This is a genomic window from Haloarcula sediminis (assembly GCF_035656455.1).
Taxonomy (GTDB): Archaea; Halobacteriota; Halobacteria; order Halobacteriales; family Haloarculaceae; genus Haloarcula; species Haloarcula sediminis.
Map to the genome: position 1 here is coordinate 236,337 of NZ_JAYMGA010000006.1, position 15,802 is coordinate 252,138.

At 69.2% G+C, this 15,802-nt stretch carries 17 protein-coding genes; 11 read left to right on the forward strand and 6 right to left on the reverse strand.

All coding sequences use genetic code 11. The features are described 5' to 3' along the window. Positions 1-76 precede the first annotated feature (76 nt). The gene (locus VJ162_RS12050; protein ID WP_324664556.1) at positions 77-889 is read left to right on the forward strand and encodes a DUF7839 domain-containing protein; all 813 of its coding nucleotides are present in this window, start codon (positions 77-79) and stop codon (positions 887-889) included. Here VJ162_RS12050 and VJ162_RS12055 read toward each other — a convergent pair. Beyond that, a complete protein-coding gene (locus tag VJ162_RS12055; RefSeq protein ID WP_324664557.1) occupies positions 862-2,055 on the reverse strand; it encodes a glycoside hydrolase family 27 protein in 1,194 nt (397 codons plus the stop codon). The two genes, VJ162_RS12050 and VJ162_RS12055, sit on opposite strands and share 28 nt — an antisense overlap. A 109-nt stretch (positions 2,056-2,164) precedes the next feature. Beyond that, positions 2,165-3,178: a PhoU domain-containing protein gene (locus VJ162_RS12060; RefSeq protein WP_324664559.1), complete on the reverse strand. Its 1,014-nt coding sequence runs from the start codon at positions 3,176-3,178 to the stop codon at positions 2,165-2,167. Between the two features lie 212 nt (positions 3,179-3,390). Here VJ162_RS12060 and VJ162_RS12065 point away from each other — a divergent pair, with 212 nt between their 5' ends. Next, on the forward strand, positions 3,391-4,284 hold the full coding sequence (locus VJ162_RS12065; RefSeq protein WP_324664561.1) for a helix-turn-helix domain-containing protein: 894 nt from the start codon (positions 3,391-3,393) through the stop codon (positions 4,282-4,284). A gap of 131 nt (positions 4,285-4,415) precedes the next feature. Here VJ162_RS12065 and VJ162_RS12070 read toward each other — a convergent pair whose 3' ends face one another. From VJ162_RS12070 to VJ162_RS12085, 4 genes are read right to left on the reverse strand one after another with little or no spacing between them, the layout of a single operon-like run. Continuing rightward, positions 4,416-5,075, reverse strand: a complete 660-nt coding sequence (locus VJ162_RS12070; protein ID WP_324664563.1) for a DapH/DapD/GlmU-related protein — start codon at positions 5,073-5,075, stop codon at positions 4,416-4,418. Next, on the reverse strand, positions 5,076-6,101 hold the full coding sequence (gene phnE, locus VJ162_RS12075; protein ID WP_324664565.1) for a phosphonate ABC transporter, permease protein PhnE: 1,026 nt from the start codon (positions 6,099-6,101) through the stop codon (positions 5,076-5,078). Next, the gene (locus VJ162_RS12080; protein ID WP_324664566.1) at positions 6,098-6,913 is read right to left on the reverse strand and encodes a phosphonate ABC transporter ATP-binding protein; all 816 of its coding nucleotides are present in this window, start codon (positions 6,911-6,913) and stop codon (positions 6,098-6,100) included. The genes phnE and VJ162_RS12080 overlap by 4 nt, the downstream gene beginning before the upstream one ends. A gap of 23 nt (positions 6,914-6,936) precedes the next feature. Beyond that, entirely contained in the window at positions 6,937-7,941 is a 1,005-nt protein-coding gene (locus VJ162_RS12085) for a substrate-binding domain-containing protein (protein ID WP_324664567.1), read from the reverse strand. A gap of 227 nt (positions 7,942-8,168) precedes the next feature. On the opposite strand from VJ162_RS12085, the gene phnG reads away from it, so the two are divergent. Genes phnG through VJ162_RS12130 form a run of 9 tightly spaced genes read left to right on the forward strand, consistent with a single transcriptional unit; the run spans position 8,169 to position 15,736 of the window. Continuing rightward, positions 8,169-8,612 (forward strand): phosphonate C-P lyase system protein PhnG, encoded by a 444-nt coding sequence (gene phnG, locus VJ162_RS12090; RefSeq protein WP_324664568.1) that lies wholly within the window; start codon positions 8,169-8,171, stop codon positions 8,610-8,612. After that, positions 8,609-9,166, forward strand: coding sequence for a phosphonate C-P lyase system protein PhnH (gene phnH, locus VJ162_RS12095; protein WP_324664569.1), 558 nt, complete (start codon positions 8,609-8,611; stop codon positions 9,164-9,166). Before phnG ends, phnH begins: the two co-directional genes overlap by 4 nt. Further along, positions 9,166-10,320, forward strand: coding sequence for a carbon-phosphorus lyase complex subunit PhnI (locus VJ162_RS12100; protein WP_324664571.1), 1,155 nt, complete (start codon positions 9,166-9,168; stop codon positions 10,318-10,320). The genes phnH and VJ162_RS12100 overlap by 1 nt, the downstream gene beginning before the upstream one ends. Further along, positions 10,313-11,437 (forward strand): alpha-D-ribose 1-methylphosphonate 5-phosphate C-P-lyase PhnJ, encoded by a 1,125-nt coding sequence (locus VJ162_RS12105; protein WP_324664574.1) that lies wholly within the window; start codon positions 10,313-10,315, stop codon positions 11,435-11,437. Before VJ162_RS12100 ends, VJ162_RS12105 begins: the two co-directional genes overlap by 8 nt. Beyond that, positions 11,434-12,264, forward strand: a complete 831-nt coding sequence (locus tag VJ162_RS12110; protein WP_324664576.1) for an ATP-binding cassette domain-containing protein — start codon at positions 11,434-11,436, stop codon at positions 12,262-12,264. Before VJ162_RS12105 ends, VJ162_RS12110 begins: the two co-directional genes overlap by 4 nt. Beyond that, the gene (locus VJ162_RS12115) at positions 12,261-13,067 is read left to right on the forward strand and encodes a phosphonate C-P lyase system protein PhnL (protein WP_324664577.1); all 807 of its coding nucleotides are present in this window, start codon (positions 12,261-12,263) and stop codon (positions 13,065-13,067) included. Before VJ162_RS12110 ends, VJ162_RS12115 begins: the two co-directional genes overlap by 4 nt. Then, positions 13,064-14,272, forward strand: a complete 1,209-nt coding sequence (locus VJ162_RS12120; RefSeq protein WP_324664579.1) for an alpha-D-ribose 1-methylphosphonate 5-triphosphate diphosphatase — start codon at positions 13,064-13,066, stop codon at positions 14,270-14,272. Before VJ162_RS12115 ends, VJ162_RS12120 begins: the two co-directional genes overlap by 4 nt. Beyond that, positions 14,269-15,078 carry a sugar phosphate isomerase/epimerase family protein gene (locus tag VJ162_RS12125; RefSeq protein WP_324664580.1) on the forward strand — a complete coding sequence of 270 codons (810 nt, stop codon included), beginning with the start codon at positions 14,269-14,271 and terminating at the stop codon, positions 15,076-15,078. Before VJ162_RS12120 ends, VJ162_RS12125 begins: the two co-directional genes overlap by 4 nt. After that, positions 15,071-15,736: an HAD family hydrolase gene (locus VJ162_RS12130; protein WP_324664581.1), complete on the forward strand. Its 666-nt coding sequence runs from the start codon at positions 15,071-15,073 to the stop codon at positions 15,734-15,736. The genes VJ162_RS12125 and VJ162_RS12130 overlap by 8 nt, the downstream gene beginning before the upstream one ends. Positions 15,737-15,802: the final 66 nt, after the last annotated feature.

A 15,802-nucleotide genomic window follows, 5' to 3' on the forward strand; every position in this document is an offset into this window, starting at 1 on the left:
GCGTTCTCGCCGGTTTCGACCAAGCAGACCTTCGGTAACGAAAAGCTACTTTAGCTCGCGGGACCGACAGACCCGTATGGTACAGCGTTCGGACGGGAGCGAGGAGTTCGGCGTCCTCCGGAGCAAGCGGACCGCGACACGGTACCAGATACTGGTCGAGGTCGCGGAGCGACAGCCGGCGGTCAGCCAGCAGGAGATCGCGGACGCCATCGGCATCACCTCCCAGGCCGTCAGCGACTACCTTCGCGGGCTCGCCGACGAGGGCCACGTCACCAAACACGGCCGCGGTCGCTACGAGGTGACAAAGGAGGGCGTCGACTGGCTCATCTCCCAGACCGACGCGCTGCAGAGCTTCGTGAGCCACGTCTCCGAAGACATCATCGGACAGGTCGACATCGAGACGGTGCTCGCGACGAGCGACATCGAGGAGGGCGAGACGGTCTCGGTAACGATGCGTGACGGGGTCTTACGGGCCGTCGCGGGCGACGCCGGCAACGCGACCGCGGTCGCGGTGACCGACGCCGCCGCCGGGGCCGACCTGGGCATCACCAACGTCGAGGGCGTCGTCGAGTACGACCTCGGCGACGTGACCGCGGTGTCGATTCCCCGGGTGCAAAACGACGGGAGCGCGGCCGTCGACGCCGACCGCATCGCACAGCTTGCGACCGAGCACGACCTCGTCGCCGTCGCCGGCGTCGAGGCGCTGGCCGCCGCACGGGCCGCCGACGTGCCGGTCGACATCCGCTACGGGAGCGTCGCCGCCGTCGAGGAGGCCGCCACGAAGGGCCAGGACGTACTCCTGCTTTCGAGCGCCGCCCAGCTCTCGACCCACACCGACGCGCTGGCCGGGGCCAACATCGGCTACGAAGTGCTCGACGCCGCCGAGTAATCCCCGGGCGTCACCCGGAAGACGGCCGTCCCGCGTGGCTCGACTGTCGCGGATAGCTCGCCGAGTGACTCCCACCGCTCGCCGGTCCAGCAGTCCAGCACCGCGTAGCGGTCCCCCGCCGTCGGGACCGAGGTCTCGTCGACGTGGACGCGGATGTCGGCCGGCGCCTCGCCGCGGTTCCACAGCGCCACCGCAGCGCCGTCCCGGAGTCGTTTGCTCCAGACCTCCCGCGTCGGCTCGCGGCGGTCCGGGGTGCCCTGTAGTCCCAGCGGGTCCTGGTCGATAGCGACGAGATGCTCGTTGGTGAGCAGGTCGAGCACGTCGCCCCGAGCGTCGGTGAGGTCCGTCCCGACCATCAGCGGCGCGCCGAGCAGACACCAGAACGCGAAGTGCGTCCGGTTCTCAACGGGCGAGAGGGGGCGTTCGATGTCGGTCGGTTCGTGGCGGGACTGGCCCGACTCGGGCCCGTTCCCGACCTGGAGCATGTCGGGATCGTTCCACCCGCCCGGGGCCTGGGCCGCCGCGATGTCGAGTTCCGCCACGCGGTCGACGATATCGGCGATACCCAGCCCGAACTCGTCGCCGGTGGTCCACTTCGCGACGGCGTCGTCGGTCACCCGCCACAACTGCCCGCCGACGTTCCGGCCCCACGCCCAGGGGGCTGACTCGCCCCACTCGCAGATGCTGTAGACGATATCCCGGTCGACCGCCCGCAGAGCCTCGCCCATCGCCCCGTAGCGGTCCACGGCGTCGCGGCCGCGGTGGTCGCCGCAGTTGTCGTACTTCAGGTAGTCGACGCCCCAGTCGGCGAACTGCTCGGCGTGGCGCCGTTCGCGGCCGAGCGTCGCCGGATACCCCTGGCAGGTGTGGCTCCCGGCCGAGGAGTAGATGCCGAACTTGAGCCCACGGTCGTGGACGTAGTCAGCCAGCGCCGCCATCCCGCTCGGGAACGCGTCGGGGTCGGCCCGCAGCCGACCCGCATCGTCGGTCTCCCCGGCCATCCAGCAGTCGTCGACGACGACGTACTCGTAGCCCACATCGCGCAGGCCGGTGTCGACCAGCGCGTCCGCCGCGGCGCGAACGTCGGCCTCGGTGACCGCACAGCTGTGGGCGTTCCAGGAGTTCCAGCCCATGGGGGGCGTGCGGGCGAGGCGGTCGCCGGTCATACCCGGGAGTGGTGGCGGCTGGCTAAAACAGTTAGTCCGGCCGGGGACGAGCCGGACTGTACAGCGACGGACGCCTGCCCGTACCCACCGCTGTCGGGCTGGGCGAGCGCTAGGGGTCCAACCCCTCTCTGACCGTCTGCTGGACGGCGATGGCCGCGATGTTGACGCCGTACTCGCCGGTTCGGCGGAGGCTGTCGAGCAGGAGGCCGACGACGTAGGCCTCGGCGGGGTCCTCGTGGGCGTACAGCTCCCGGTCTAAGGCCGATATCTCCTCGTCGAGAGCGTCGTACCGGTCGAGCGCCGAGTGGGCGGCCTCGATACCGGCGTCGCTCAGGATGACGTCGGCGGCCGTGTCGACCACCTTCCTGCCGTCGGCGCCGATGTCGTCGAGCCGGTCGGCGAACGCGTCGGGGACGGCGGCGTCCGGGTCGGAGACGAACTGGGCTATCTTGACCGCGTGGTCGGCGACGCGCTCGAACTGCCGGCTGGCGTAGTAGTACTCGAACAGTTCGGCGCGGCTGTAGGCTAGCTTCTCCACCTCGTGGAGGTTCGTCAGCGCGCGCCGGAAGTGACGGGTCACCATCGCGAACAGTTTGTCCGCCTCGCTGTCGCGCCTGACGACACGGTCGGCGAGGTCGGCGTCGTCCCCGAGCACCGCATCTACGGCGTCGCGATGCATCGCGAGCATCAGGAGCCGGAGCCGGAGCGCCGACTTGCGGACGTCGACGTTCTCGGCGTCGATGAGGTTGGTCAGTTGGATCCGCGAGTCGGTGGTAGAGAGCAACTCGAACCCCGACAGCTCGGCGACGGCCTCCTCGACGACCGCCCGGCGGTGGTCGGAGTGCCCCGTCGGGTCCAGGAGCGTCACCGTGTCGAACCCCACCGCGTGCAGGGCCCTGATGCGCTGTCGCAACGCCGTGTCCGAGTCCGTGGCCACATCGACAGTCGTCTCGTGGTCGGTCCCCGCCGGGTTCGCGCTGGCCTCGACCAGCAGCGTCCCGTCGCCGTTCGCGTGCAGCGAGAGCACGGACCCGGCCTCGATACCGTGTTCCTGTGCCCACTGCTTTGGCAGCGAAACTGTGTACGTCGTCCCCCCGGAAAGCTGTACTTTCCGTGTTTCCATACGGCATGCACGTGGCAGTACAGTACTTATTGTTTATATGAGGGAACTATCCCGGTACTGACCGGTATATAGCTATCGTCGAACGCCCCTGAACGGCCAGACCCCGCGACAGCGCCGCGGCGTCCGGGTGTCTCAATAGGGACCCGACGGCTCAATAGGCGTCCGGACAATCTGTGGGACACCGCTATACACGACAACAGCGAGTGACGGGTATGTCCCGACAACCGTGGCAGCGGCCGCTGGCGTCGACACAGCAGGGCCGCGACGCGACGCGAGCGCAAGTCGTCGAGGCCATCGACCGGATAGCCCCGGAGACGAAAGGGGAACTGGCCGAGACCGTGGGTATCTCCAAACAGTACCTCTCGGAGCTGCTACAGGGACTCAAGTCCGAGGGCATCGTCCGGAAGGGGTACGTCGTCAACGATGCGGCGGTGTACTCGGAGACGCCGAGTATCTCCCGGCTGCACGGCGAGGAGGCCGGCGAAGCGGTGGGCGACCGCGGGCCCACGGTCTTGGCGTTACTGGAACGGCTGGAAGCCGTCACCACGTCCCAGTACGAGGCCGCGCGCACGGCCTTCGAGGGCGGCGAACCGGAGCAGTCGGCCGACACGCTCGAATCGCTCGCCAACGAGCGGTACTCGGCGGTCATCTCGGAGCTGAAGTCGTACACGCTGACGACGGACTGGCCGGGGAACCGCGTGGCCGCGGACCTGGCGACGGTCGCGACCAACTTAGAGATCGTCGGCGACCGCGCCTGCTTCATCGCGGACGTGGTCGCCGAGCGGCCCGCCCCGGGGGCGGGCGTCATCACGGACCGGCTGGAGGAGATATTCGCGGCGGGAGACCGCATTAACGACCTCTTCACCGCCGTCCTGTTCGACGCCGACACGTCGGCCTATCCGGAGCTGCGCTCCGAGGAGGCGACCGTCCACCGCGACTTAGACGAGCTGTTCGAGCTGGTGACCGCCTACGACATGGACCTCTTTGGCTATCTCGTCACGGTGACGCGGGCGCTCGAACGGGCCATCTACTACTGGGCCGACGCCGCCGAGCTGGCGGTCCAGTTACAGACGGGGGTCGGCCCGGACCACGCGTTGACCTGGTGATGGGACCGTCGCGCGGCCGGGAGACGGGCCGCACAGTCGGCCGAACCGGCGGAGAGAATCCGCCACCCGTTGTGGCCGTCCACGGCGATAGTCCCCACCGCGAACGCTGACGTATGCGACAGCCGACAGAATCAGTCGGGCTGTTCGACCGGCGCCGGCGCGTACTCGTCGAGGAAGGTCTCCAGGTCGCGAAACGCCGGGAGCCGCTCGACGAGGGTGTCGTGGTCCCAGGTCCACCACTCGGTCGCCTCGATGCGCTCGGCGACCTCGGGGCTGAACCGGCGTCGGATCGGCGCGGCCGGGACGCCGGCGACCACGGTGTAGGCGGGGACGTCCCCGGTGACGACCGCGCCCGCACCCACGACCGCGCCGGTGCCGATAGTGACGCCCGGCAAGACGATGGCACCGTGTCCGAGCCAGACGTCGTGGCCGACCTCGACGGGCTGGTCGGCCCGCCACTCGAAGATGGACTCGTCGTCCTCGCCGAGTTCGTACCGCTCCGCGCGGTAGGTGAGATGGTGGGCCGTCGGCCGGTCGATGGGGTGGTTCGTCGGTCCCAGCCGGGCGTCCGTCGCCACGCTGGCGAACCGGCCGACCGTCGTGTAGTCGAGCTGGACCCGCTCCATCAGGTAGGTGTAGTCGCCGATGGCCGACTCGTTGAGCCGAGCCCCCGCCCGGACCTCCGTCCAGGCCCCGAGTTCGCTCTCGCTGATACTGACCGGGTCATGCAGCGTCGGCTCGGGCCCCAGCTCCTCGGTACGGTCCGGCCCGTACGAGTCGACGTACACCATCTACCGGCGCCCCGCGGTGGACTCGAGGATTTTCCCGGGAGCGTTGATGAACGCTTCGAGGACCCCCGATTTCTCCACATCGTCGCCCTCGCGGAGCGCGGATCGGACCCGCTGGCTGACCAGTTCGACCGACCCCGCCAGCAGGAAGATGAGGATGATACAGGCCATCATCTCCGTGTAGTGGAACGTCTGGCGCTGGACGTACAGCTCCAGGCCGAGGCCGCCGGCACCGATGATGCCCAGTCCGATCGCCGCCCGGACGTTGTGCTCTAAGTCGAACGCGATCCAGGCGATGAACTGCCGGAACACCTGGCTCAACATCCCGAAAGAGACCACCTGTGAGGAACTCGCGCCGGTCGAGCGGATCCCCTCTATCGGCCCGTCCTCGATCTCTTCGAGTTCGTCGGTGAACAGCCGACCGAGATACCCCGTGGTGTCGACCATGATCGCAAGCGCGCCGGTAAAGGGCGTGACACCGGCAAGCGGGATCAAGATCAGGAACCACACCAGCCCCGGGATGGCGCGGATGAGGCTCATCGTCCCGCGGAAAAAGAAGTTGAACGGGTACGGAACGACCCGCTCGCTGGACATGACACCGAAAAACAGCGCCAGCGGAAGCCCGAGCACTGTCCCGGCGAAGGCGACGGCCATCGTGACGAACATCGCGCCCCAGACGATCTGCCCGCCCTCTACCGTGAGGATGAGGTTCTCCGCGATGATGAAATCGGCGTACGCGCCGATGTCGACGAACGGGACGCCGAAGTACGTCGTCGGCGGGAAGTATTCAAGCAGCGCCTCGTAGAACTGGTCCAGTTGGCCGACCAGTTCGGCGAGACTGAACTCGATGAGGACGAGACTGGCGTAAAACGCCGCGTAGGTGCCGACCAGACCGAGAAGCGTCCAGAGTCGCCGCTTTGTCTTGCGGCGTTTCATGTCCTGGAGCTTCCGTTCGGCCGGCGAGTCGCCGGCGTCGCCGTAGCCGAAGTACGCCGCGATCGAGTTGTCTTTCGATGGGGGCATGCTCATGCTTCGAGCTCCCGTTCGACCTCTTCGCTCGGTGTCCGGTCTAAGGCGTCGCTGGGTGTCGACTCGACAGCCCCTTCCTGTTCTGCGAGGGTGACCGTCTCGACGCTCCCGTAGAGGTCGTCGATAAGTTCGGGCGTGAGTTCGCCGCGCTCGACGTCGAATAGTTTCTCCCCCTCGCGGAGGCCGATGAACCGGTCGCCAAAGTGCGCGGCGACGTTCACCTGGTGGAGGCTCACGAGCGCAGTCACGCTGTGTTCGGACGCCGCTTTGCGTAGGTAGCCCATCACCGACTCGGCGCTGGACGGGTCCAGGCTCGCGACCGGTTCGTCGGCGAGTAACAACCCCGGATCCTGGACGAGCGCCCGCGCGATGCCGACGCGCTGTTGCTGGCCGCCGGACATTCGCGAGACTTTCTGGTGGCTCTCATCGAGCAGGCCGACCGTTTCCAGCGCTTCCAGCGCCCGGACCTTGTCGTCCCGGGACTGCCACTGGAGCATGCTCCTGGCCAGCGAGACGCGGTCCAGCGACCCCGTGAGCGCGTTGAGATACGCCGAGACGCCCTCGACGAGGTTGTGTTGCTGGAAGATCATCCCGACATCCGTCTGTGAGCCGGATATCTCCGCGCCGTCGAGCGTGATCGATCCGTCAGTCGGTTCAGTCAGCCCGTTGATACACCGCAGCAGCGTCGACTTGCCCGCGCCGGACTCCCCGAGGAGGACGACGAACTCGTCCTCTATCTCGAAGGAGACACCGTCGAGTGCGGTCACGTCACCGTACTGTTTCGACAGGTTCTGGACTTTGAGTGAACTCATTGTGAGATGTTGAAGCTGAGTGATTACTCGCCGGGGTCGATACCCACGGCGTTCATCCGGTCGATGATCGGCTGGTAGTCCTCGATCGACGTCTCCTGCAGCGTCGTAAAGGGCAGTTCGTCCTCGTTGTAGTCCGTGGGATAGTGCTGTTCGATTGTATCCTGGTCGGAGCCCCGGAGTACCTCGCCGACCTCCGATTTGATGTCGGAGTCCCAGCTCTTGCGGGCGTACATCGGCTGTTTCGGGATCGGGAACGACCACCAGACGGCTTTGAACTCCGGCGTCTCAGTGCCCATCGTATCGAGGAACGAGCTCTTTTCATCGACGCGGTCGGGAACCTCGTGACCCTCCGGCAGGTGGGGAATACCGTTCCCACCCCAGGTCGTCGCGCCGTCGGCCTGCCCCTCACCGACTCGCTGGAGCGCCTGGTCGTGGTCGGTCCAGCTCCCCTCGAAGTCGACGGGGTCCTCTTTTGGCGCGCCGCCGATATCGAGACCGGCCTCTTGGAGCGCGTACAGCGCGAAGATGGAGCCGCTGGTCGAGAGGCGGTCGGCAAACGCCCACGTCCTGCCCTCGACATCCTCCGGCCCGCTGATGTTCGATTCCGGTGGGACGACCATCAACGAGAAATAGAACGCCGAGCCGCCGGTCACGGTCGTCCCGAAGATGTCCATGAGGTCCGGCTCCGAAAGGACCGTCACGTCGTCCATTCCGATCTCGGCCTGTTCGCTCTTGAGCGCCGGGAGGATCGCCGAGTAGTCCGTCGGGACCTCCATCTCGAAGGTCGCACCGTCTATCTCGTCGTTGAGGAGGTTCTGGACGGGCTTGTACCGTCGGCGGGCGTCCGCCGGCGTACCCGGTGTCAGCAGCATCGTCACCGTAGTCTCGTCCTCACCGCTCCCGCCGAGGACGCCCGAACACCCGGCGAGCCCGGTGACCGCCCCGGCAGCGACCGCGGACTTGGCGATGAAACTGCGTCTGCTCGTCCCTGTCCCCGCTCCCGTAGTCTCGGACTGGCTGTCTGTCATCACCTGCATCGTAACAAAGGGTTGGAATAACCGTTATCTGCGTAGAGTCCGGGGCCCAACCGGTGTCCCGGAGCGGGAACGGAACACAGCCACCTACTGCCGAGACAGGTACGGACTAGTCCGGACTCGCTGGGCCGGGCGTCGGATTGAGCACCCGATGCTGGGAAGCAATAGAGAGTCCCCAGTGAACCCTTATCCGGGTGTTGTGGCTGGGTCCCACTGACTGTATGGTTGACCCACACGACCGTTCGGACCGGTTCGAGCTCATCGCGGGCTGCGACGGCGAGACGCTCGCCCGGTTCGCCAACGAGGTACTCGAAGAGGACCCGCAGCTGTCCGTCCAGCAAGACCCCCACCCGCAGCTGCTGGTGCAGCAGGTGACCGAACCGGTAGAACGCCGGCCGTTCAACCTCGGGGAGGTCGTCGTCACGCCGGCCGCGGTGGAGCTCGACGGCCACCGTGGCTTCGCGATGGTCCCGGGCAAGGCCGAGCGGGCCGCCCTCTCCGGTGCTATCGTCGACGCCGCCGTCGCCGGGGGCCACCGGCTGAGCGAGTCGATGACTGCGGCCCTGGAGCGGGCGGCGGCCGACCGCGAGGCCGAGCGGGCACAGGCCTGGGCGGAGAGCAAACACACCACCGTCGACTTCCGGACGATGGAGGACGAGACGTGAGGGCGCTCGGTATCGACCCCGTCCACGGGACACGGACGGCGTTCCGGGCGCTCCTGTCGGCGATGAGTCGCCCGGGCACCGTCGAGCCCGCCCCCGAGCGGGCGGACCACGCCGTCGCCGCGGCGCTCGTCGACCACGAGGTCGCGTTCGCCACCGACGACGAGCGCCTGCGCGAGGCGCTCGCGACGGAGGGACGCCTCGAAGCGAGCGAGCCCGCCGCCGCGGACATGGTCCACGCCACCGACCCCGCGTTCGTCGACCTGGCAGAGTGCAAGCGAGGGTCGCTGGTCGAGCCCAGCGAGGGCGCGACGGTCGTCTATCACGTCGACGCGCTCGCCGACGGCGCGACCGACGGCCTGGCGACGGTGACGCTGTCGGGGCCGGGCGTCGACGGGACGGCGTCGCTGTCGGTCGACCTGCCGGCGGCCGAACTCGAAGCCGTCGACGAGGCCGGGTCGTCGTTCCCCCGCGGGGTCGATGCCGTCTTCGCGACCGACGACGCCGTGGCGGCGGTGCCCCGGTCGGCGACGGTCGAGTCCCTGGAGGTGGCCTGATGGGGTACGTCGCCGTCACCGCCGGCGAGGAGATAATCGAGCGCGCCGAGGAGCTGTTCGAGAAACAGCGCGTCGAGGGCGAGGGGGAAGACATCGACCTCGACCAGGTCACGGGCCAGCTCGGCCGGCTCACCGCACAGGCGATGAGCGAAGGCGGGCTGTACGCCCCGCGGCTCGCCGCCCTCGCGGTCAAGCAGGCACAGGGCGACACCGTCGAGGCGGCCTTCCTGCTGCGGGCCTACCGCTCGACGCTGGAGCGGTTCGACGAGACGGTCCCCGTCGACCCGTCGGAGATGGTCGCGAGCCGCCGGGTCTCCCCGGCCTACAAGGACGTGCCCGGCGGACAGATTCTCGGGCCGACGAAGGACTACACCCAGCGGCTGCTGGATTTCGACCTCATCGAGGGCGAGCCCGAGGACCCGACGGCGGCGTGGGACACCGAGGACGCGGGCGACCCCGAGCGGCTGACGAACGTGATGGCGCTGTTGCGCGACGAGGGGCTGGTCGCCGAGCCAGACGCGCCCGAGGTCGACGAGCCGACCGACACCACCCGCGAGCCGGTGAGCCACCCGCCAGACCGGGACGCGGTCCTGCAGGAGCTCGCCCGCGGCGAGACCGGCGCGGTCACCGCGCTGGGCTACTCGGCGCTGCGGGGGTACGGCCAGGTCCACCCGACGCTGGGGGAGGTCCGCGTCGGCCGGCTCCCGGTGCGCATCGAGCATCCGTTCACCGGCGACGAGGTGACCGTCTGTCACACCGAGGTCAGCGAGTCCGAGGCCATCGTCCCTGTCTACGCCAAGCGCGACGACCCGCAGTTCGCCTTCGGCTACGGGCTGACCTTCGGTCGCAACGAGCGCAAGGCCATCGGGATGACTATTCTCGACGCCTCCATCCAGCTCGACGGCGCCGAAGAGCCCGCCGAAGACGCCGAGTTCGTGCTGGACGTCGTCGACGGGATGGACTCGTTTGGCTTCATAGAACACCTGAAGCTCCCCCACTACGTCACCTTCCAGTCCACCCTCGACCGCATCCGGGCCATCCGGGAGCGCGAGGGGCTGGACGCTGGCCCCGCCGCCGATGGGTCGACGGACGCGGCGGACCGGCCGGCCGGGGACGAGGCACCGCCGGCCGCGGAGGTGGGCGACGATGACTGACGACCGGGCGTCGGCGGACGACCGACAACCGGACGGCGGGACCGCGGTCACGACCGATTCGGTGTCGGCGGTCCTGGACTCGCTCGACGGCGAGGGGCTCTCGGGGTACAACTACGCTTACCTGGACGAACACACCAAACGGGAGGTCCGGCGGGCGACGCTGAAAGCCGTCGCGCTGCCGGGTCACCAGGTGCCCTACGCTTCCCGGCCGATGCCGCTGGCACGGGGCTGGGGGACCGGCGGGATACAGGCTTCGCTCTCGCTGCTTGGCCCCGAGGACGTGTTCAAGGTCATCGACCAGGGCGCCGACGAGAGCGTCAACGCGGCCAACATCCGCCGGCTGGCCGAGAACACCGCCGACGTCGAGACGACGACCGACGCGACCGAGGCCGACCTGATACAGACCCGCCACCGCATCCCCGAGGAGGTCCTGACCGACGAGCAGATTCTCGTCCTGCAGGTGCCCATCACGGACGCGCTCCGGAAGGTCGACCCCTCCGACGCCGCCAACCGGCGCCGCCACGCCCACCGGAACTACGGGAAGATGTGGGTCCACCTCTACGAGAACGTCGTCGAGTGGGGCGAGATACAGATCAGCTCTCGCTACCCGACGATGGTCGCCGGCCGCTACCTGATGGACCCGTCGCCCATCCCGCGGTGGGACGTGCCGAAACTCGACGACGCCGAGAACCTCTTCGTGTTCGCGGCCGGCCGCGAGGCGCGCATCTACGCGGTGCCGCCCCACACCGAGGTCAAGCCGCTGGCGTTCGAGGACCGCGAGTTCACCGTCGAGCGCTTCACCGGGAAGTCCTGTCACGCCTGTGGCTCGACCGACACCTACCTCGTCGAGGTGTCCGAGGAAGGCGACGGGTCGGCGACGGACGGCGCTCCCGGCGACGACGCGTTCGAGACCCGCTACGCCTGCAACGATTCGAGCTTCTGTGCGAAACGCCGCGAGAACCCCGACCTGCCGAAATACCACCACCTCGACCGCGAGGGGGTCGACTGGGGGCCCGGGACGCCGGATGCCGAAGTCGGGGACGCGGACAGGGGAGATGAATCGGACGACCCTGAGCCCGACGGGGTGGCCGCCGACCCGGGAGGTGACGACCGGTGACGCTGCTCGAAGCCGAGGGCCTGCAGACGGTCTACGGCGAGGGCTGTCCCGAGTGCGTCGAATCGACCGGCGACGGTGCCGGGACGAACCAGTGTCCACACTGTGGCAGCGTCGTCGCCTGCGCCGAGGCCGACCTCTCGGTGCGACGGGGCGAGGTGCTCGGCATCGTCGGTGAGTCCGGCTCCGGGAAGTCCAGCCTGGCCGAACTGCTGGCCTTAGAGCGGGACGAGGACGCCCGTACCGCCGGCCGCGTCGACTACGCGGGCCACGACGGCAACCTGCTCGACGTGGACTACGAGCGCCGCCACGAGCTTCGGACGGGCGACATCGCCCTGGTCCACCAGCACATCCGGGACGGGCTCAACCCCGAGTTCTCCGGGGGCGGCAACGTCGCGGAGAAGCTGCTGTCGGCCGGCTGGCGCTCCTTCGAGGACGTCCGGGCCCGGGTCGAGGAGCTGTTCGAAGCGACCGAAATCCCGGTCGCCCGCATGGACGACCCCACCAGCACCTACTCCGGCGGGATGCAGCGGCGCGTCCAGATCGCGCGTGCGCTGGCCAACGACCCCGAACTCGTCGTCCTCGACGAACCCACCACGGGGCTCGACGTCAGCGTCCAGGCCCGCGTGCTGGACATGTTCCGCCGGGTCCAGCGCGAGGAGGGGGTCGCCGCCGTCGTCGTCTCCCACGACCTCGGCGTCGTCCGCCTGCTGGCCGACCGGACGCTGGTGATGCGCCACGGCCGCATCGTCGAGTCGGGGCTCACTGACCGGGTCATGGAGGACCCGCACCACGAATACACGCAGACGCTAATCAATTCAGTCATATGACAGTACTCACCGTCGACGGGTTATCGAAGACCTTCGACATGCACGTGCTCGGCGACACGCGCGTCGTCGGGCTGGACGACGTCTCGTTCGACGTCCGCGAGGGGGAGTTCCTCGCGGTCGTCGGGGAATCCGGCAGCGGCAAGTCCTCGCTGCTGAAGTGTCTCTACCGGACCTACGACCCGACCGGGGGCCGCATCGTCTACCACCGGAACGCCGGGTCCGAGGACCCGGAAGACGTCGAGGGTCCAGCCGATGTCGCCGGCCCGGACCCCGCCGGCGGCTCGGCCGATACCGTCGACCTCGCCGCCTGCGACGACCGCACGGTTATCGGCCTGCGTGGCGACGCGATAGGCTACACCTCGCAGTTCCTCGATGAGATACCGCGTGTGCCGGCCGTCGACGTGGTCGCCCGGCCGCTGCGCGAGCAGGGCGTCCCGACGGCGGACGCGCGCGAGCGGGCCCGAGACCTGCTCTCCCGGCTCAATCTGCCGGAGGAGCTGTGGGAGGCCTATCCGGCGACGTTCTCCGGCGGGGAGCGCCAGCGAGTGAACCTCGCACAGGCGCTGGCGCCCCGACCGGACCTGCTGTTGCTCGACGAGCCCACCAGCGCGCTCGACCCGGAGACCCGACAGGCGGCCATCGACCTCCTCCGGGCGTATCTGGACGCGGACACCACCGTCGTCGGCGTCTTCCACAACACGGCGGTCATCGAGGCCGTCGCCGACCGCGTGGTGGTCCTCGACGACGGCCGGGTCGACCGAATCGTTCCGGTCGCCGACTTCGAGGGGGCGGTGGTCGGATGACGGAGTCGGTCGCCGATGGGACCGACACCATTGGGACGCCAGCCGACACCGCCGCCGAGCGCTCGCTCGCGGTGCGCAACGGCCGCGTGATAACGCCCGACAGCGTCGTCGAGGGCGGCGTCCGCATCGAGGGCGACCGCATCGTCGCCGTGGGCGACGTCGACGGCGACGCCGAGACGGTCATCGACGCCGACGGGCGGTACGTCATGCCGGGGCTCGTCGACCTCCACGGCGACGACATCGAGAGCCACCTCTACCCGCGCTCGGGGGCCCGGGTCTCGACGCCGATGGCGCTGTCCTCGTCCGACCGGGCAAACGTCGCCGCCGGCATCACGACGAAGTTCCACGCCATCTCCTTCGAGCTCGACGAGTCACAGAACCGCTCGCCGGAGCTGGCCGGCGAGCTGACCGACGCCATCACCGGGGCCGACAGCCTGCTCGCCGACCACCGGCTCCACGCCCGCTGTGAGGTGACCCAGCCCGACAGCGTCGACGCCGTGCTCGAAGTCCTCGCCAACGGCGACGCCGACCTCGTCTCGGTGATGACCCACATCCCCGGCAAGGGGCAGTTCCGCGACATCGACGCGTTCCGCGAGTACTACGAGGAGTCGGCCAACCACACCGCTGAGGAGGCCGAGGAGATGATCGCCGAGCGCTGTGACGTGCCGATGGCGACGGTCCGCGACCGCATCGAGCGCGTCGTCGACCGCGCACACGACGCCGGCGTCGTCACCGCCTCCCACGACGACGAGGCCCCCGAGGAGGTCGACCGCCTGGCCGACACCGGCGTCGACATCACGGAGTACCCCATCACGCTAGAGACGGCCCAGCGCGCCGCCGAGCGCGGGCTGACGACGGCGATGGGCGCGCCGAACCTCGTCCGCGGGGAGAGCCAGTGGGGGAACCTCGCCTCCGGCGACGCCATCGACGCCGGCGTCGTGGACGTGCTGGTCGCCGACTACCACCCGCCGTCGCTGCTGGCGGCGGCGTTCGTCGACACCGGCGAGCCACTCCCCGAGCGGGTCGCGCGGGTCACGGCGAACGCCGCCGACGCGGTCGGGTTCGGCGACCGGGGCCGGCTCGCGGCCGGCTGCCGCGCCGACGTCGTCGTCGTCGACAGCGAGCCGACGCCGACCGTCACCCGGGCTATCGTCGGTGGGAAGCCGGCCTATCGCGCCGACGGGACCGCCGGAGGCGAGCGATGACCGACGCCGGGCTGGGGGCGGCCATGGACATCCGTTTCGGCGCCAGCGTCCCCGAGTTCCTTGAGTACATCACCGACCTCGGGCTCGACCACGTCGAGCTGAAACGGGAGTATCTCCAGGGCCACCCGGACGCGCCGTCGCCCGAGCGAATGGGCGAACTGGCCGACGACTACGGCGTCTCGGTCACCTACCACGCGCCGTTCCGGGACTGGAACCTGGGCAGTTTCAACGACGCCTCGCGCCGGGCCTCGGCCGCGCAGGTGAAAGCGACCATCGACGACGCGGCCACCGCCGGCGCGGGCGCCGTCGTCGTCCACGGGGGGTCGGTCCCCCGCCGCTACCCGGAGTGGGTCCGCGATAAAGCCCGCCAGAACGCGCTGCGCTCGCTCGCGGAGTGTGCCGAGTACGCCCAGCTCGTCGGCGTCCCGCTCTGCCTGGAGAACCAGCCCAGAAACGCCTCGAAGCGACGGTACACGGAGACGCCCGAGGAGCTGGCGGCCGTCCTCGACGACGTCGACGTCACGCCCGAGTACTTCGGGGTGACGCTGGACGTGGGCCACGCCAAGGTCAACGACGTGGACTGGGGCGCGTTCGTCGACCGGTTTGGCGACCGCATCCGCGTCTGTCACCTCCACGACAACGACGGCACCGCCGACCAGCACGAGCCCCTCGTCGACCACGAGTCGGTCGTCGAGCGCGTGCCGGCCGACTACTTCGTCTTCGAGACGAAGTCGGTTCCCGACGTCGCCCGCTCGGTCGGCGCCGAACCGTCCGCCCCCGACACGGGACCCACGAGCGATGTCTGAGAGCGACTACGACGCCGTCGTCTTCGACAACGACGGCGTCATCGTCGAGCCGACTGACCGGGCCGTCCTCGTCGACGCCGTCGCCGCGAGCCTCGACGCGTTCGACCTCGACGTCGGCCGAGCGTTCGCCGAACGGACCGTCGCCAACGACGTCGTCCCGGCCGAGACGGTTCGGGAACACGGCGTCGCGCCGGAGCCGTTCTGGCACCACCGGGAGCTGACCGCCAGCCTGGCCCAGCAGGCCCACGTCCGCGACGGCGGGAAGCCGGTCTACGACGACGTGGTCGCGCTGGGCGACCTCGACGTCCCGCTCGCGCTCGTCAGCAACAACCAGCACGCCACCGTCGAGTTCCTGCTTGCCTACCACGACCTCGGGGACCTGTTCGTGTCGGCCGGCGGTCGCGCGCCCACGCTCGCCGGTGCAGCAAAGCGGAAACCCGAGCCCGATCTCATCGAGCGCGCCCTCGACGAGGTCGGGACCGGCGACGCGCTGTACGTCGGCGATTCGGAGAAAGACATCGTCGCGGCCCGGCGTGCCGGTATCGACTCGGCGTTTCTCCGCCGGAGCCACGTCGACCACGTCGAGCTGTCCGTCGAGCCCACCTTCGAGGCGGCCGATCTGCACGAGCTGTTCGACCGAATCCCGAACGGCCGCTGAGGGCGGCCTCACGGAAGGTAGGCGGCGAGTCGTTCCGGCACCGAGACGGGGGCTCGCGGCGCCGTC

Excerpts from the sequence above, each read along its gene's own strand:
- VJ162_RS12050 (WP_324664556.1), top strand. The coding sequence starts at position 77 with ATGGTACAGCGTTCGGACGGGAGCGAGGAGTTCGGCGTCCTCCGGAGC.
- VJ162_RS12055 (WP_324664557.1), bottom strand. The coding sequence starts at position 2,055 with ATGACCGGCGACCGCCTCGCCCGCACGCCCCCCATGGGCTGGAACTCC.
- VJ162_RS12060 (WP_324664559.1), bottom strand. The coding sequence starts at position 3,178 with ATGGAAACACGGAAAGTACAGCTTTCCGGGGGGACGACGTACACAGTT.
- VJ162_RS12065 (WP_324664561.1), top strand. The coding sequence starts at position 3,391 with ATGTCCCGACAACCGTGGCAGCGGCCGCTGGCGTCGACACAGCAGGGC.
- VJ162_RS12070 (WP_324664563.1), bottom strand. The coding sequence starts at position 5,075 with ATGGTGTACGTCGACTCGTACGGGCCGGACCGTACCGAGGAGCTGGGG.
- phnE (WP_324664565.1), bottom strand. The coding sequence starts at position 6,101 with ATGAGCATGCCCCCATCGAAAGACAACTCGATCGCGGCGTACTTCGGC.
- VJ162_RS12080 (WP_324664566.1), bottom strand. The coding sequence starts at position 6,913 with ATGAGTTCACTCAAAGTCCAGAACCTGTCGAAACAGTACGGTGACGTG.
- VJ162_RS12085 (WP_324664567.1), bottom strand. The coding sequence starts at position 7,941 with ATGACAGACAGCCAGTCCGAGACTACGGGAGCGGGGACAGGGACGAGC.
- phnG (WP_324664568.1), top strand. The coding sequence starts at position 8,169 with ATGGTTGACCCACACGACCGTTCGGACCGGTTCGAGCTCATCGCGGGC.
- VJ162_RS12100 (WP_324664571.1), top strand. The coding sequence starts at position 9,166 with ATGGGGTACGTCGCCGTCACCGCCGGCGAGGAGATAATCGAGCGCGCC.
- VJ162_RS12105 (WP_324664574.1), top strand. The coding sequence starts at position 10,313 with ATGACTGACGACCGGGCGTCGGCGGACGACCGACAACCGGACGGCGGG.
- VJ162_RS12115 (WP_324664577.1), top strand. The coding sequence starts at position 12,261 with ATGACAGTACTCACCGTCGACGGGTTATCGAAGACCTTCGACATGCAC.
- VJ162_RS12120 (WP_324664579.1), top strand. The coding sequence starts at position 13,064 with ATGACGGAGTCGGTCGCCGATGGGACCGACACCATTGGGACGCCAGCC.
- VJ162_RS12125 (WP_324664580.1), top strand. The coding sequence starts at position 14,269 with ATGACCGACGCCGGGCTGGGGGCGGCCATGGACATCCGTTTCGGCGCC.
- VJ162_RS12130 (WP_324664581.1), top strand. The coding sequence starts at position 15,071 with ATGTCTGAGAGCGACTACGACGCCGTCGTCTTCGACAACGACGGCGTC.